The organism is Bradyrhizobium sp. STM 3566 (genome assembly GCF_045571445.1).
GTDB lineage: Bacteria > Pseudomonadota > Alphaproteobacteria > Rhizobiales > Xanthobacteraceae > Bradyrhizobium > Bradyrhizobium vignae.
In genome coordinates this window covers 1,820,248-1,835,563 of the sequence record NZ_CP120692.1, presented here as the reverse complement: position 1 = coordinate 1,835,563, position 15,316 = coordinate 1,820,248, and the positions used below count along the sequence as shown (strand labels likewise).

The 15,316-nt window shown below is 64.9% G+C and carries 17 protein-coding genes and 1 pseudogene; 10 read left to right on the top strand and 8 right to left on the bottom strand.

The window, feature by feature from the left end; genetic code table 11:
* The first annotated feature begins 84 nt into the window (after window positions 1–84).
* The 4 genes from P6U27_RS08800 (at window position 85) to P6U27_RS08785 (ending at window position 2,900) form a co-directional block, all read left to right on the top strand.
* A complete protein-coding gene (locus P6U27_RS08800) occupies window positions 85–552 on the top strand; it encodes a hypothetical protein (RefSeq protein WP_407193867.1) in 468 nt (155 codons plus the stop codon).
* Window positions 542–685 carry a hypothetical protein gene (locus P6U27_RS08795; RefSeq protein ID WP_407193866.1) on the top strand — a complete coding sequence of 48 codons (144 nt, stop codon included), beginning with the start codon at window positions 542–544 and terminating at the stop codon, window positions 683–685. The genes P6U27_RS08800 and P6U27_RS08795 overlap by 11 nt, the downstream gene beginning before the upstream one ends.
* Before the next feature lie 166 nt (window positions 686–851).
* Window positions 852–1,487, top strand: a complete 636-nt coding sequence (gene upp / locus P6U27_RS08790) for a uracil phosphoribosyltransferase (RefSeq protein WP_122401826.1) — start codon at window positions 852–854, stop codon at window positions 1,485–1,487.
* A gap of 33 nt (window positions 1,488–1,520) precedes the next feature.
* Window positions 1,521–2,900, top strand: coding sequence for an AMP-binding protein (locus P6U27_RS08785; protein ID WP_407193865.1), 1,380 nt, complete (start codon window positions 1,521–1,523; stop codon window positions 2,898–2,900).
* A gap of 31 nt (window positions 2,901–2,931) precedes the next feature.
* Here P6U27_RS08785 and P6U27_RS08780 read toward each other — a convergent pair whose 3' ends face one another.
* Entirely contained in the window at window positions 2,932–4,098 is a 1,167-nt protein-coding gene (locus P6U27_RS08780) for an acyl-CoA dehydrogenase family protein (protein WP_092297474.1), read from the bottom strand.
* 231 nt (window positions 4,099–4,329) lie between these two features.
* On the opposite strand from P6U27_RS08780, the gene P6U27_RS08775 reads away from it, so the two are divergent.
* Complete coding sequence (locus P6U27_RS08775; RefSeq protein WP_122406490.1) at window positions 4,330–4,782, top strand: MaoC family dehydratase; 453 nt, start codon at window positions 4,330–4,332, stop codon at window positions 4,780–4,782.
* A complete protein-coding gene (locus tag P6U27_RS08770) occupies window positions 4,782–5,633 on the top strand; it encodes a CoA ester lyase (RefSeq protein ID WP_164936971.1) in 852 nt (283 codons plus the stop codon). Before P6U27_RS08775 ends, P6U27_RS08770 begins: the two co-directional genes overlap by 1 nt.
* A 48-nt stretch (window positions 5,634–5,681) precedes the next feature.
* Here the strand turns inward: P6U27_RS08770 and P6U27_RS08765 are convergent, their stop codons facing one another.
* Complete coding sequence (locus P6U27_RS08765; protein WP_162500155.1) at window positions 5,682–6,065, bottom strand: hypothetical protein; 384 nt, start codon at window positions 6,063–6,065, stop codon at window positions 5,682–5,684.
* Between the two features lie 146 nt (window positions 6,066–6,211).
* Window positions 6,212–7,009 (bottom strand): fumarylacetoacetate hydrolase family protein, encoded by a 798-nt coding sequence (locus P6U27_RS08760; protein ID WP_122401822.1) that lies wholly within the window; start codon window positions 7,007–7,009, stop codon window positions 6,212–6,214.
* Window positions 7,010–7,205: 196 nt separating this feature from the next.
* On the opposite strand from P6U27_RS08760, the gene P6U27_RS08755 reads away from it, so the two are divergent.
* Both P6U27_RS08755 and P6U27_RS08750 read left to right on the top strand, forming a co-directional pair.
* Window positions 7,206–7,427, top strand: coding sequence for a hypothetical protein (locus P6U27_RS08755; protein ID WP_376707291.1), 222 nt, complete (start codon window positions 7,206–7,208; stop codon window positions 7,425–7,427).
* The gene (locus P6U27_RS08750) at window positions 7,424–7,600 is read left to right on the top strand and encodes a hypothetical protein (protein ID WP_164936970.1); all 177 of its coding nucleotides are present in this window, start codon (window positions 7,424–7,426) and stop codon (window positions 7,598–7,600) included. The genes P6U27_RS08755 and P6U27_RS08750 overlap by 4 nt, the downstream gene beginning before the upstream one ends.
* Before the next feature lie 80 nt (window positions 7,601–7,680).
* Here the strand turns inward: P6U27_RS08750 and P6U27_RS08745 are convergent, their stop codons facing one another.
* From P6U27_RS08745 to P6U27_RS08730, 4 genes are all read right to left on the bottom strand, one after another.
* The gene (locus P6U27_RS08745; protein ID WP_407193864.1) at window positions 7,681–8,790 is read right to left on the bottom strand and encodes a trypsin-like peptidase domain-containing protein; all 1,110 of its coding nucleotides are present in this window, start codon (window positions 8,788–8,790) and stop codon (window positions 7,681–7,683) included.
* 161 nt (window positions 8,791–8,951) lie between these two features.
* Window positions 8,952–9,293, bottom strand: a complete 342-nt coding sequence (locus tag P6U27_RS08740; protein ID WP_407193863.1) for a hypothetical protein — start codon at window positions 9,291–9,293, stop codon at window positions 8,952–8,954.
* Window positions 9,294–9,382: 89 nt separating this feature from the next.
* Window positions 9,383–9,874, bottom strand: coding sequence for an Hsp20/alpha crystallin family protein (locus P6U27_RS08735; RefSeq protein WP_122401820.1), 492 nt, complete (start codon window positions 9,872–9,874; stop codon window positions 9,383–9,385).
* A 74-nt stretch (window positions 9,875–9,948) separates the two neighbouring features.
* On the bottom strand, window positions 9,949–10,410 hold the full coding sequence (locus P6U27_RS08730) for an Hsp20 family protein (RefSeq protein WP_122401819.1): 462 nt from the start codon (window positions 10,408–10,410) through the stop codon (window positions 9,949–9,951).
* A gap of 365 nt (window positions 10,411–10,775) precedes the next feature.
* Here P6U27_RS08730 and P6U27_RS08725 point away from each other — a divergent pair, with 365 nt between their 5' ends.
* Complete coding sequence (locus P6U27_RS08725; protein ID WP_407193862.1) at window positions 10,776–12,275, top strand: hypothetical protein; 1,500 nt, start codon at window positions 10,776–10,778, stop codon at window positions 12,273–12,275.
* On the opposite strand, the gene P6U27_RS08720 is transcribed toward P6U27_RS08725, so the two are convergent.
* Window positions 12,264–13,565, bottom strand: a complete 1,302-nt coding sequence (locus P6U27_RS08720; RefSeq protein WP_407193861.1) for an MFS transporter — start codon at window positions 13,563–13,565, stop codon at window positions 12,264–12,266. The two genes, P6U27_RS08725 and P6U27_RS08720, sit on opposite strands and share 12 nt — an antisense overlap.
* A gap of 525 nt (window positions 13,566–14,090) precedes the next feature.
* Here P6U27_RS08720 and P6U27_RS08715 point away from each other — a divergent pair.
* Window positions 14,091–15,309 (top strand): annotated as a pseudogene (locus P6U27_RS08715) (ABC transporter substrate-binding protein).
* Window positions 15,310–15,316: the final 7 nt, after the last annotated feature.

Sequence of the window (15,316 nt, the reverse complement as noted above, 5' to 3'; positions counted from 1 at the left end):
CTTTCTCACCTCGTTTTCAAATGCCGTTCCAGCCATCTTGGACACGCCGGCCGACTGACCGACGCAGATGTCCACGAGGCCCAAGTGACCGCCGCTCTCGAACGCCGTGATCTGCTCTTGCTGGGTGAACGCATTCGCGCCGCGAGCGCAGCGACTCGGCCGTTGATGATCGAGATCATCGATAGGGCGTGCCGACGCTTCCCCTGGCTCAGGCAAAGCGCAGGCACCGCGCGCGTCATGAGCCTGATCGACGTCGAGGCTTGGGCCGATGCCGCGCTCGCATTGATGGAGCTCGAGCTGCCGCTTTGGCAGGTCCGCCGTATCGCCTATGACGATGGGGAGTGGCATTGCGCCCTGTCGCGCCAACGCGAACTGCCGGACTGGCTGGACTCCGCGGTCGAGGGCCGCCATGCCGACCTTGCGCTCTCTCTGATGTCGGCCTTTGCCGAGGTGCAGGTGCTGACCGCGGAGGCAGCCCGGCCGAGCGTTCCCTCTGTTCGTCCGGCCCGCGATCCGCTCTACGAGCCGATCGGCTGCGACAATGTCGGTTAAACGCGTGCAGACCGGCACGCGAAATCTGGAGCGGGTGGTCACCGTTATCGTCTTGACGATGACGCTGAGCATGATCTGGGGCGCCGTGCTGACGCTCGTGATCGCGCTGGCAGCACGCGGCCTGGGCGTTTAGGGTCGCGCCGCCGCGCGCGGCAACGGCACGCGAGCTGACCATGGCTGCCTTTGAAGCGAGCAACCGCGCGCGCAGCGCAGTCGCAATGCCGGGTTGAGGCAAGCTGTCCCGCGGAAAAGGCCTGCCCGATCTGGCGCAATTTCACGGAACCGTGTAGATCGGTTTCATGAGCACAAGCAGCGTCAACGTCGTCGCCCACCCCCTGGTCCAGCACAAGCTCTCCCTGATGCGGGAGAAGGATCGCTCGACCAAGAGCTTTCGCGAGATCCTGAACGAGATCGGGATGCTGCTCTGCTACGAGGTGACGCGTGACCTGCCGCTGGAGCTGGTCGAGATAGAGACGCCGATCGCGCCAATGCAGGCGCCGAAGATCGCCGGCAAGAAGCTCACGCTGGCGCCGATCCTGCGCGCCGGCGTCGGCTTCCTCGACGGCATGCTCGCCTTGATGCCTTCGGCGCGCATCGCCCATATCGGGCTCTACCGCGACCCCGAGACGTTGCAGGCCGTGGAATATTACTTCAAGGCGCCGCAGGACCTGTCCGACCGCACCGTGATCCTGATGGACCCGATGCTGGCGACCGGCAATTCGGCCTGCGCCGGCGCCTCACTGCTCAAGGCCCGCGGCGCCCGCGACATCCGCTTCGTCTGCCTTCTGGCCGCGCCCGAGGGCATCGCCCAGTTCCAGAGCGAGCATCCCGACGTGCCGATCTGGACCGCCGCAATCGACGAGCGGCTCAACGACCACGGCTACATCGTGCCGGGTCTGGGCGATGCCGGCGACCGGATGTTCGGCACCAAGTAGACAGGTTTGCGCGGGCGCGTTACTCCAGTCGGCATGAGCGCCGACGCTTTTTCGCTGCAATCGCTGATCCGGATCGAGACCGCCGCCGATCCTGCCTTCGTATTCGACGGCACACTCTTCTCCCGCGTGGAATTCTCAGCAAAGGTCGAGCAGACCGCCGCCTGGCTCGCCGCGCAGGGCATCGGCAAGGGCGACGTCGTCGCGGTCTGGCTGGTCAACCGGGTCGAATGGCTCGCACTGCTGTTCGCCGCCGCACGGCTCGGCGCGGTCGTCGCCGCCGTCAACACGCGCTACCGCAGCGCGGAAGTCGCGCATCTGCTTCGCGTGTCCGGTGCGAAGCTCATGGTGGTCGAGGCCGCATTCCGCTCGATCGATTTTGCCGCCATCCTCGCAGGCATCACCAAAGACGAGGTGCCGGCGCTGCAAAGGCTCGCGGTGGTTGGCGCGGATGCGATCCCGGCACACTGGCCCTGCGTGCGGTTCGACGCGTTTGAGAAATCCTATCCACCGGCCCAGGACGACGCCGACCTGCCCGTGCTGCTCTACACGACGTCAGGCACCACCAAGGGCCCGAAGCTGGTCGCGCATTCGCAGCGGACGTTGGCGACGCACGCCGCCTCCGTCGCCCGCGCGCTCCAACTCGATCACCGGCGTCATTCGCTGCTGGCGATGCTGCCGTTCTGCGGCACGTTCGGCATTGGCTTCGCCGCGTTCCAGCCCGGCTGGCGCGAGCTGGCAGTCGAAGCAGAGGCGCGCGGCATGAAGCTGTTCGGCCTCTACGGCTCGAGCGAGGTGCAGGCGCTGTTCTCGATCGGCCGCACCGGTGATGCCTTCGCCGACCGCATCGAGGGCGGCGGCTGGCCGATGTCGCCTGACGCGCAAGTCCGCGTACGCGATGTCGAGACCGGCGAGCTTGCACCCCAAGGCGTGTCCGGCGAGATCGAGATCAGCGCGCCGTCACGCTTCCTCGGCTACTTCAACAATCCCGCGGCAACGCATGAAGCGATCACCGCCGACGGGTTCTTCCGCACCGGGGACATCGGCCGGCTGCGCGGCGACGGCTCCTTTGTCTACGAGACGCGCGCCGGCGATGCGATGCGGCTCGGCGGCTTCCTGGTCGCGCCCGGCGAAATCGAGGACGAGCTCAAATCCTGCACCGGCGTCGCCGACGCCCAGGTCGTCGCGGTCGATCTCAGGGGTCAGGCACGTTGCGTCGCCTTCGTGATCCCGGCTGGAGATCCACCGCGACAGGAGGCGCTGACCGCTCATCTGCGCGAACGGCTCGCCGGCTACAAGGTGCCGGCGCGGATCTATGTCGTGGACGCCTTCCCCGTCACCGACAGCGCCAACGGCGTCAAGATCCAACGCGCCAGGCTTCGTGCCATGGCGATGGAACGCATCGCCGCCGAATAAGCCGGCCTGTTTGTTGCGCCGCGAGACTCGTTCAGTAGGACTTCGCGAGCCCCAGCACCTTTTCCGCGATGAAGCTGAGTGCGAGCTGCGGGCTGACTGGCGCAATGCGCGGGATCAGCACCTCGCGCAAATAGCGTTCGACATGGAATTCCTTGGCATAACCGAAGCCGCCATGGGTCATCACCGCCTGCTCACAGGCCGAGAAGCCCGCCTCGCCCGCCAGATATTTCGCGGCATTGGCCGCAGCGCCGCACGGCATGCCCTTGTCGTATTGCCACGCCGCCGACATCACCATCAGCCAGGCCGCTTCGAGCTCGACCCAGTTCACCGCGAGCGGATGCTGGATACCCTGGTTCTTGCCGATCGGGCGGTTGAACACGGTGCGCGTCTTGGCGTACTCCGTCGCGCGCGACAGCGCGAGCTTACCGAGACCCACGGCTTCGGCCGCAATCAGGATGCGCTCGGGGTTCATCCCTTCGAGAATGTACTGGAAGCCTTTGCCTTCCTCGCCGATCCGATCCTCCATCGGGATTTCAAAGTCCTCGAAGAACAGCTCGTTGGAATCGACGATCTTGCGGCCCATCTTCTCGATTTCGTGGACCTTGATCCTGTTGCGGTCGAAATCAGTATAGAACAGGCTGAGGCCGTGGGTGGGCGAGCGCACCTCCTCCAGCGGGGTGGTGCGCGCCAGCAGCAGTATCTTGTGCGCGACCTGTGCGGTCGAGATCCACACTTTCTGGCCGTTGACGATGTAGCGGTCGTTCTTGGCGACCGCGCGGGTCTTGAGCTGCGTGGTGTTGAGTCCCGTGTTGGGCTCGGTGACGGCGAAGCACGCCTTCTCGCGGCCTTCGACCATCGGCGGCAGCATGCGCCTGCGCTGCTCCTCGGTGCCGAACACGACCACCGGATTGAGCCCGAATACGTTGATATGCACGGCCGAGGCACCGGACATGCCGGCGCCGGACTCCGCGATGGTACGCATCATGATCGCGGCTTCCGTGATGCCGAGCCCGGAGCCGCCGTATTCCTCCGGCACGCAGATGCCGAGCCAGCCGGCGTCCGCCAGCGCCTTGTGGAAGTCGTGCGGGAAGCCGCCGTCGTGATCCTTCTTCAGCCAGTAGGCATCGGGAAAGCCCTCGCAGATCTTGGCGATCGCGTCGCGAATGGCTTCCTGCTGATCGGTGAGCGCGAAATCCATGTTCTTGATCTCCTCCCTGGGAGCCGCGACCCCGCCATCTCCCTTGCCTTCGCGTTCCCCACACCAAGGCCACGACCGATTGCTGTGCCTCGGTCGCGCCTTTGCTCGCGTTCTTAGCTCGAAAAACTGGGCACAGATACGTGAATTTATCCGTAGACTGTGTGTACCATGCATAGGGTCATGCGGCGCGACGGTGCGAGCGCGCCGTTATTTCGCAGGGAGGAAACCGCGATGGCCGGACTTTATTTCGAAGACTTTTCCGTAGGCCAGGAGTTCAGGCACCCGCTGACCCGGACCGTTACGGAGATGGACAACACCATGTTCAGTCTGCTGACGCTCAATCCGCAACCGCTGCACATCGACGCCCATTTCGCCGAGAAGACCGAGTTCGGCCAGCGCATTTTCAACAGCCTTTACACCCTCGGCATCATGATCGGCATGACGGTCTATGATACGACCCTCGGGACCACCGTCGCCAATCTCGGCATGACCGACGTCACCTTTCCAAAGCCGGTCTTCCATGGCGACACCTTGCGGGCGACGACGAAGGTGCTCTCGGTGCGAGAATCCAAATCGCGGCCCACGGCCGGGATCGTCGAGTTCGAGCACCACGCCCTGAACCAGAACGACGAGATCGTCGGAAAATGCCGCCGCATGGCGATGATGCACAAGAGGCCGGTCTGATGCGTTCGATGCTGTTCGTGCCGGGCGATTCCCCGCGCAAGTTCGAGAAGGCGAGCGAAGGCAAGGCCGACGCGTTGATCATCGATCTCGAGGACTCCGTCGTCACAGAGAAAAAGGCGGAGGCGCGCGAGTTGACAGTTGCGATGCTGAAGAGCCGTCCCGGCCCACACCAGCTCTACGTCCGCGTCAATGCGCTGGATACCGGCATGACGCTGGCCGACCTCGCGGCGGTGATGCCGGGCAGACCCGATGGCATCGTGCTGCCGAAATCGCAAGGCGGCGACGACGTGCGGCAGGTCGCGACCTGGCTCGAAGCGCTCGAGGCGGCAGCCGGCATCGAGGTCGGCGCGACCCGCATCGTTTGCGTGGCGACGGAAACGGCCAGTTCCATCTTCGGGCTCGGCAGCTACAAGGGCTGCTCCCCTCGCCTTGCCGGGCTGATGTGGGGCGCTGAGGATCTCTCCGCCTCGCTTGGTGCCACCGAGAAAGCGAGCGGCGGCGTGTTCCACAGCCCCTATCGCCTCGCGCGCGATCTCTGCCTGATGGCCGCGGCCGCGGCCGAGGTCGCGGCCATCGACACGGTCTACACCGATATCGACAACCTCACTGGCCTCGAGCAGGAAACGCGCGCCGCGCGGCGCGATGGTTTTTCGGCAAAGGCGCTGATTCACCCTAAGCATGTCGACATCGTCAACGCGGCCTTCGAGCCGACGGACGCCGAACGCACATGGGCGGAGAAGGTCATCGCGGCGTTCGCGAGCAATCCCGATTCCGGCACGCTGCGGCTCGACGGCCAGATGATCGACAAGCCGCACCTTCGCGCCGCCAAGAAGATCCTCGGCCAGTCCTAGATCGGGACGAAGCCTCGCCAGACAGGCGAGGGCTTGAAGCTGCCGGCCTCAATCGAATCCCTGAACGGGCGGCGTCGAGGTCTGCGCCGGGACGGCAGGTGCGGCTTGAACCGGCGGGGCCGGATTGCCGGCAGCGCGCATCTGGCCGTTGGCTGCCATCGCCTCGCGCGTGCGCGACGGACCCCCGGTCGCGGCGGCGCGGCGCGGCGGCTGCCGGTGCCTTGCCGAGTGCGAACCTCTCGTGCCCCAGGAGCGGGCGATCGAAGGTCCGGCCGTGTAGCCGATCAAGGCTCCGGCGACCGCACCGACCGGGCCCAGCACGACCGCGCCCGATACCGCGCCCAGCGCCGCATCGCCCGCACGCTCCTGCGCAACCGCGCTCGCGGGCACGCAGGCCAGCATCGCGATAGCAGTGATCAGAGCTTTGTTCATCGGAGCGCCTCCCTCACGGGAATTCACTCGTTCTCAAATATGGCCGCACGAGGTTCACTTGCCGGCCAACAAAAGGCAATCGACCCGCGGAACTCAGCGATTCCTGAGCCTTCCGCCGCCAACTGGTGGTTGCGGCGGCATGGCAACTACACGATCTTGATCGACATGTCGGGCAGGCCCTCGAGCTTGCAGAGCAGCACGTCGCCCTTCACGACGGGGCCGACATTCTCGGGCGTGCCGGAATAGATGATGTCGCCGGCCTTCAGCTCGAACGCTTCCGACAGCTTCGCGATCTGCTCGGCCACGCTCCAGATCATCTTGCTGAGATCCGAGTTCTGCCGCACCGTACCATTGACGGCCAGCGAGATCGCGCCCTTCTCGAAATGACCGGTCTTGCTCGCCGGGTGAATCGGACCAAGCACCGCGGCGTGGTCAAAGCTCTTGCCGATTTCCCAAGGCTTCTTCTCCGCGGCCATGCCGTTCTGGAGATCGCGCCGGGTCATGTCGAGGCCCAGGGCATAACCATAGACGTGGTCGAGCGCCTTATCGACCGGGATATTGGTGCCGCCGGACTTCAGCGCGGCGACCAGCTCGACCTCGTGATGATAATTCTTGGTCAGCGACGGATAGGGATGTTCGGCGACCTCACCGATCGCGACGTTCTGGATCGCGTCCGTCGGCTTCTGGAAGAAGAACGGCGGCTCGCGGTTCGGATCCGAGCCGCGCTCGATCGCATGTGCCGCATAGTTGCGCCCGATGCAGTAGATGCGGCGGACCTGAAACACCTGGCTCTCGCCGACGATCGGGATCGTGACCATCGGCACCGGGAAGATCGGCTTCGGTCCGGCCTGCGCCGCGGCCGGTGCGATCTCGGCCAGCGAAGCTGCGGTGGCCGCCGCCGCGGTTGCAATCAGGTCGCGTCGCGTCGGTGAGATCCTTCTCATGTCAGGTGCTTCCTTCCTTGTCCTTGGGCAGCGTCAAGCGCTCCGATCCGGCTGATAGTCGATCTTCAGCCTGCCAGCAACAAGGACTGGCACGGGCTTCGAGCATCTTGACACCGTTCACCCGCCGCATATTTTTTCGCCGAGAAGTTTCTCACCCTCGAAATCAAAGGACTTAACGCGACCGTCTGGAGAGACGATGATGCTCGATGAGAATCTGGCCCGCATTCGTGCGCACCGCAACAACATCCACCGCTACCGGCGCCTGCTGAAGACCAGGCTGTCGGAGCTGGAGCGCCATTTCATCGAGAGGCGCCTCGCAGAAGAGCAATCGGCGCTCGATGCCCTGACCGCAGCGATCTTTCCTGTCAGCTTCCGCGCCCCGGGAGCGCCGGCCAATGCGACGGGGATGGCGCAATGAACAGTCAGCGAGACCTGCTCATTCGAGGCAGCGAGAAGGTCATTGGCCATTACGAGCTGCTTCTTGCCAGCGCGAAGAGCGAGCATGAGCGCGAGCTCTATCGCCAGCGCATCGAACGCGAGCGGCGGCTTATCCGGGACCTGCAAGACGGGCTGGATCACCGCGCGGCCTGAGCTGGGAGATCATACGTCTGCGACCATTGCAGGGGACAAGCAAACCGCGCTTCCGTTCGCGGATTGCCGCTGCATCCGGTTCAGCGAACGAGGCGGTTGGGGCCCGCGAGCGCACTGCTCGGTTCGGCCGCTGGCGCCACCCTCACCGTGGCGGTGAGCGGCGTACCGTCGCGCAGCAGAGTGAGCTTCACATCCTCGCCGACGCGCGCAAGGCCGATCGTGTTGCGGAGCTGGGCGGCGGTGCGTATCGGGCGGTCGTCGGCGCCGGTGACGATATCTCCCTTGCGCAAGCCGGCCCTCTCTGCCGGCGAATCCGCGGCGATCTCGGCGACGACGGCGCCTTGATTCAGTCCCTTGTTGAGTGACGGATGCAGGTCCTTCAGCGAAACGCCGATGCGGCCGCGCTCGACCCGCCCCTTGGCGATGATCTGCTCCATCACCTTGCGCGCCATGTTGACCGGAATGGCAAAGCCGATGCCGACATTGCCGCCCGCGGGTGAGATGATCGCCGAGTTGATGCCTACGAGTTCGCCGCGCAAGCTGACCAGCGCTCCGCCGGAATTGCCGGGATTGATAGCTGCATCGGTCTGGATGAAATCCTCATAGCCCTGCTTGCCGAGGCCGGTGCGCCCCAGCGCGCTGACGAGCCCCGATGTCACGGTCTGGCCGAGGCCGAAGGGATTGCCGATCGCAAGGACGAAATCACCGACCTCGAGCCCGTCGCTATCCCCGAAGGGAAGCGCCTTGAGCCCGGCCGGACTCTGGACCTGGAGCACCGCGACATCCGTGGGCGGATCACGGCCGATGACCTTGGCGGAAAACTGCCGGCCGTCCTTGGTCGTGATCTGAACCGCGGAGGTGCCTTCGACCACGTGATTGTTGGTCAGCACATAGCCGCGCTGGGCATCGACGATCACGCCGGAGCCGGTCGCATTGACCTCCTTCTCGATTTGCCGGGGAACGTCGAAGAACTCGCGGAAGAGCGGATCGCGATAGAGCGGGTTGTCCTCGCGCACGCGCCCGTGCACGGAAATGTTGACCACGGCGGGCGTGACCTGACGCACCAGCGGAGCCAGGGTCGGCACCGAGCCGCCGGTCTTCAGATCCGGAATCTGGCCGGCGGCAGGCTGCGACGCTGTGAGCGTCAGCACCAGCAAGGCCAGGAAAAGCAGACGCACAGCATTCATCATCTTCACCTGCCGCTTGGTATTGTGTGGATATTCGAGACCTTGGTGGCTTCAGCCTTCGTCGCGTGGCGCGACGATCCAGCCCTGCAGAGCCAGAAGCGGAACGACCCAGGCTGCCGAGGATTGGCCGAGCAGCACGAGTCCGAGAACGGCGGGCGTAAACATCATGCGGCCTGCCTCTCCGCGGCGGCCCATGGCCGCCGCAGCCGCATCGGCACGCCGCCGCCGCGCGGTGGGTCGTCGTTGTCGTTGTCACCGTCACCGTCGAGCTTGCGCAGGGCGGCCAGAATGTCGGCGAGCCGGACCGTGTGGCTCATGCCGGGAATCTCGCGCAAGGCCGGACAGGATTCGACCGCGTACATGTCGGATGCCCAGGACGACAGGATGATGCGCTTCTCAGGCGTGGAGAGCTCCTCGGCATTCAGGACTTCGGCAGGCGAGCTGTAATGGGCCGCAGGGTGAAACAGCGGATTGAGAGTGCCGATATTGGTATTCACGTTGGTCATTGGCGGTGCCTCCCTCAAACTCCTTTCCATAGGGGACGGGGTTGTTGACTGCGGGACGGCGGGGCCAATCGCCGCCGCCCCGCTTGACACTAATGCGTATTGATCGCGATGCGCTTGACGCCTTCGCGCGCCTTCTCCGATTTCGGCAGCGACACGGTCAGGACGCCGTCCTTGAACGACGCCTCGGCCTTGTCCTCCTCGACGCCCTCCAGCGGGATCTGCCGCTCGAAGGCGCCGTAATAGCGCTCGGTGAAGTACCTGCCTTCGCCGTTGCGCTCCGCCTTCCTCTCGCCGCGGACTGTCAGGACGCCATTGGCGATCTCGACCTGGACGTCCTTCTCAGTCAGGCCGGGAAGCTCGGCCGAGATCGTCATCGTCTTGTCGGTCTCGCTGAGCTCGAGCTTCGGCCAGCCGAAGCGACCTTCCATCAGCGGCGACAGGCCGGTCCCGCCGAAGCCACGGAAGACGTCGTCGAACAGACGGTTCATCTCGCGGTGAAGCGTCAGGAACGGATCGAAATTGTCGCGCGCCGGCGCGAGCTCCTGGTTTCTCGACCAGGGAATGAGATCACGAAAAGCCATGGTTCTCTCCTTCATGCATCGGGAGCGCGGCCCGCGCAGCCGCGCGCCGCGTCCGCCGTGGACCGATCGAGCGCTCAGGCTGCTTTCTTCTGCTCGATCTGCGATGCCGCAGGAGCGCCGCCCGCGATCGGAATCCGGCGCGGCTTCATCGCTTCCGGAACCTCGCGGACGAGGTCGATGATCAGGAGCCCGTCCTGGAACGAGGCCTGCTTGACCTGGACGTAATCGGCGAGATTGAACACACGCCGGAACGGACGCGCGGCGATGCCCTGGTACAGGTATTCGCGCGCAGCGGTCTCGGGCTTCTTGCCCTCGATGGTGAGCGCGTTCTGCTCGGCCGTCACGGTGATATCGCTGGCGCCGAAACCTGCCACCGCAAGGCTGATCCGGTAGTGGTCTTCGCCGGAGCGCTCGATGTTGTAGGGGGGATAGTTGTCCTCGGTCGCCTGGCGCAGCGTGCTGTCGACGAGGTCGGCCAGGTGATCGAAGCCGATGGTGGAGCGCCACAGGGGCGCGAAGTCGAAACTGGTCCTCATAACCAAGTCCTCCAAAGAGCAAGATGGATACGAAGGAGCGCAAGGCGGGGATTCAGACGGGTCCGAAAAGACCAGCCCGGCGCCCGTGCCGGACCCGATTTTGGCATCCGGCACACCGCTCTCGCGGCGAAAAACGACTTAGAAAACCGGACATCGGTTTCAAGAGGGGGCCGGAAGATTTTTTTGTGCCCACCCTGGTCAATGGCGCCGGGGGCCATCCCTTTCCGCCGCGGCGGCCGGCTCCCGAGGCGCCGGCCGCGGGCACTCGGCGTCGATGATGCGGTAAAATTCAGATAAGTAAAATACAGGTAAATTGTCGATCTGGATAAAGGCCAGGGTTGCCTCTCATGCATCTGGACCGGCGCATGACGACGATCGCGCTGCTCGCGACCGTAACGATGTGCGCGGCGCACGCCGGCGGCGTTGCCATCTCGCCCTCCAATCTGAATGCGATCGGAACGATCGACGAGCGCTTTCAATCCTACAACATCGAGATGGTGGAGGTGACCGGCGGACGGTTCTGGCGGCCTTATCCGCCAATGGGACGTGCTTTCGATGGGCGGGATCATTACAGCGGGCGACCGCCGATCGATCTCGCCAATGCGCGACTGCGCCTGCTCGCCGCGGCGTTGTCGCCGGCTTATCTGCGCGTGAGCGGCACTTGGGCCAATGCAACGTTCTTTGCCGAGGCGCCGGGAAAGCCGCCGCCGGGATATGGCTCGGTGCTCAGCCGCGCGCAGTGGCGCGGCGTCGTGGAGTTCGCGCGCGCTGTCGATGCGGAGATCGTCACGTCCTTTGCGATCAGTCCCGGCAGCCGCGATGCCAATGGCGTATGGAAGCCGGACCAGGCGCAGCAGCTGATCGACACCACGCGCGCGCAGGGTGGCCGCATCGCCGCGGCCGAATTCATGAACGAGCCGACGCTCGCAGCGACGGGCGGCGCACCGGCGGGCTATGACGCGACCGCCTATGGCCGCGACTTCAAGATCTTCCGCGACTGGATGCGGCGCGCCACGCCTGAGACGCTGATCCTCGGCCCCGGCTCGGTCGGCGATGCACCGTCGCCATCCGGGTCGGGCATCACCACACACGACCTGCTTGCCGCATCCGGTTCCGGCGTCGATCGTTTCTCCTATCACCATTACAACACGATCTCGCCGCGCTGCGGCGGGCACGATGATCCGGCGCAGGCCCTCTCGGAGGACTGGCTGGCGCGCACGGATGCGACGCTCGGCACTTATCAGGCCCTGCGCGACGCATTCGAGCCGGGCAAGCCGATCTGGCTGACCGAGACGGCCGATGCGGCCTGCGGCGGCAACCGATGGGATCGGACCTTTCTCGACACCTTCCGCTATGTCGACCAGCTCGGACGCCTGGCGAGGGCCGGCGTCCAGGTGGTGATGCACAACACGCTGGCCGCCAGCGATTACGGCCTGCTCGACGAAACGACGTTCCGGCCGCGGCCGAGCTACTGGGCCGCGCTGCTCTGGCGCCGGCTGATGGGAACGATTGTGCTCGACGCAGGAAAGGCTGCTCCGCGCGGTCTCCATCTCTATGCGCAGTGCCACCCGGCCGTGGCAGGTGCGGTGTCGCTGCTCGCAATCAACACCTCGCGTCGCATGTCACACGCGCTGACGCTTTCGGATTCCGCCGAACGGTACACGCTGCATGCGGCGCGGTTGCAGGGCACGGCTGTGCAGTTGAACGGCAAGAGGCTCGCGCTGACGACGGATGGCCAGCTGCCCCGGCTCGAGGCACGCGCAACGCCGCCGGGAGCAGTCAAGTTTGCGCCGGCGACCATCACCTTCCTGGTGTTTCCGAACGCTGCAAATCCCGCTTGCTCGTCCGGGCGCTCAGGATCTTAGCGAATCCCGCGCCGTCTCCGGCGCCATCAGCGTCGCGATGATCGTGACGATCGACAGCGCGACGATGTAGACCGATACCGCCCAGTACGAGCCGGCCCACGCCAACAGCGCAGCCGCGATCAGCGGCGAGAAGCCGCCGCTCAGCGCCGCCGCGACGTTGGCGCCGAGCGAGGCCCCGCTGTAGCGCACCTGGGTGCGGAACAGCTCCGGCATGAACGCGGCCTTCGGCCCGAACAGCAGCGCATGGGTGAGAGTCATCGTGACGACGAGCGCGAGCGTGATCAGCGCCGGCTCCTTGCTGTCGAGGAACCAGAACAGCGGAAAGGCCAGCGCGACCGAGAAGACGCCGCCGGCGAGATACAGCGCCTTGCGTCCGAAGATGTCGGACAGCCAACCCGCGAGCGGCAAGGTCGCGAACTCGACGATCGCGGCATAGACCACGGCATCCAGGATCACCTGCCGTGGCAGACCGAGCTTGGTCGTCGCGTAGACCACCGTGAACACGGTGAGGAGATAAGCGAGCCCGACCTCCGACACCGTGATGCCGATGGCGAGCAGAAAGCTGCGCCAGTCGCGGCGCAGCACTTCGAGGGCCGGTTGCGCCAGCACCTCTTTGCGCTCGACGATCTCCTTGAAGTGAGGCGTCTCCGCGAGCTTGAGCCGCACGATGAAGCCGACGCCGACGAGCAAAATGCTGATCAGGAACGGCACGCGCCAGCCCCAGCCGAGGAAGTCCGCCTCGGGCAGCTTCGTCATCAAGGCGAAGATGCCGGTGGAGGCAGCGACGCCGACGGGAAAGCCGACCTGCACCAGGCTGCCGTAGAAGCCGCGGCGATTGCCGGCGTGCTCGATCACCATCACGACCGCGCCGCTCCACTCGCCCCCGAGCCCGATGCCCTGAACGAAACGAAGGATCACGAGCAGGATCGGCGCCCAGACCCCGATCTGACCGTAGGTCGGCAGGCAGCCGATCAGGAAGGTGCCGAGTCCCATCGCGATCATGGTCGCAACCAACATGGTCTTGCGGCCGAGCCGGTCGCCGTAATGCCCGATGATCGCGCCGCCGATCGGCCGCGCGACGAAGCCGACCGCGTAGGTCGAGAACGCCGCCAGCGTGCCGACGAAGGGATTGAAGCTCGGGAAGAAGAGCTTGTTGAAGACCAGCGCGGCCGCCGTGCCGTAGATCAGGAAATCGTACCATTCGATGGCGGTGCCGAGCGCGCTCGCCCAGACCACATGCGCCGTCGTCGATCTCTCCGCCGCCGCGGAGACCCCCGTTGCCGTCGTCATGGCCTGCCCCAAAAGGTTCCACACGGCATAATGGCCAATCGTAGGTAGGGTTGCAACCTGCCCGCGCATTTGACTGCGCTCGCCCAGACGCTGCGCAGCACTGAAGGCGCGATGACGCGCGTCTTCGACGCACTATGGTGATGCGCTGTAGAGCCGGGGCCTGCGCTTCCTCAAGCAGCCCCGCGCGGCATGGGTCCGGGCTCTGCGCAGCAGCGCAAGAGCGCCGCGGCGCGTCCGGGACACGAGAGCGTTCGGAGCAACTGCTCGTCCAGCCGTCATTGCAAGGAGCCCTTGCGACGAAGCAAATCCAGAATCCCTCAACGGAAGACTCTGGATGCTTCGCTGCGCTCGCAATGACGGTGGTGAGGCAAGTGTGCATCCCCTGCCTCACGATCGTCGTCGTGGCGTTCGCCAGTGCGGAACTGCCACTTTTTATTCGTCATTGACAAATTCATTCGCCTATATCTAATTAACCACCAGAACGACCAGCCGCGCCAAGCGGCCCGAAAGAGCGAGGAAACGACGATGAGAGGGTTTTTGGCCTGTGCTGTGCTCGCGGCCATGACTTCGACTGCCATGACCAATGTTGCGATCGCGCAAGTCTCCGACGACGCGGTGCGGATCGGCGTGCTGACGGATCTGTCGAGCTGGGGCCGCGACAATAGCGGGCCGGGCTCGGTCGAGGCGGCCAAGATGGCCGTGGAGGAATTCGGGCCAACCGTGCTCGGCAAGCCGATCGAGATCATCAGTGCCGACCATCAGATGAAGACCGACGTCGGCGTCCAGATCGTGCGCGGCTGGTTCGACAACGGCAAGGTCGACGCCGTCGTCGACATCCCCAATTCCGGCATCGCCATCGCCGTGCACAACATGGTGCGCGAGCGCAATAAGATCGCCCTGCTCTCCGGTCCCGGCGCGAGCTCGCTGACAGACGAGCTGTGCAGTCCCAACACAGTGCATTTCACCTACGACACCTATGCGCTGTCGAAGGTGACGGCTTCGGCCGTCATCAAGGAAGGCGGCAAGTCCTGGTACTTCATCACGGCAGACTATGCCTTCGGCCAGCAGCTCGAGAAGGATGCCACGCGCTTCATCAACGAGATGGGCGGCAAAGTGCTCGGTGGCGTCAAGCACCCAACCAACACGGCGGACTTCTCCTCCTTCGCGCTGCAGGCGCAGAGCTCGAAATCCGACGTGGTCGCTTTCGCCAATGCCGGCCAGGACACCGACAACGCCATCAAGCAGTCCGGCGAGTTCGGCCTGGTCCAGGGCGGCCAGAAGCTCGTCGGCCTCTTGATGTTCGACACCGACGTGCACGCGATCGGGCTGAAGGCCGCGCAGGGCACCTACATGACAACGGCATCGTATTGGAACATGGACGAGGCCACCCGCGCCTGGTCGAAGAAGTTCTACGAGCGCACCAAGGTGAGTGATGCCGACCATGATCCAGACCGGAGTCTACGGCTCGGTGCTGCATTACCTGAAAGGCATCAAGGCCGCAGGCACCGATGATCCGGCCAAGGTGATGGCCAAGATGCGCGAACTGCCGATCGAGGATATCTTCGTTCACGGCGGCAAATTGCGCGAGGACGGCCGCGTCATCCGCGACATGTATCTCGCCAAGGTAAAAAAGCCCGAGCAGTCCAAGGAGCCGTGGGATTATCTGGACATCGTCAAGACCGTGAAGGGCGAAGACGCCTTCCGCCCGGTCTCCGAATCCAAATGTCCGCTCCTGAAGAAGTGAGGTGAGC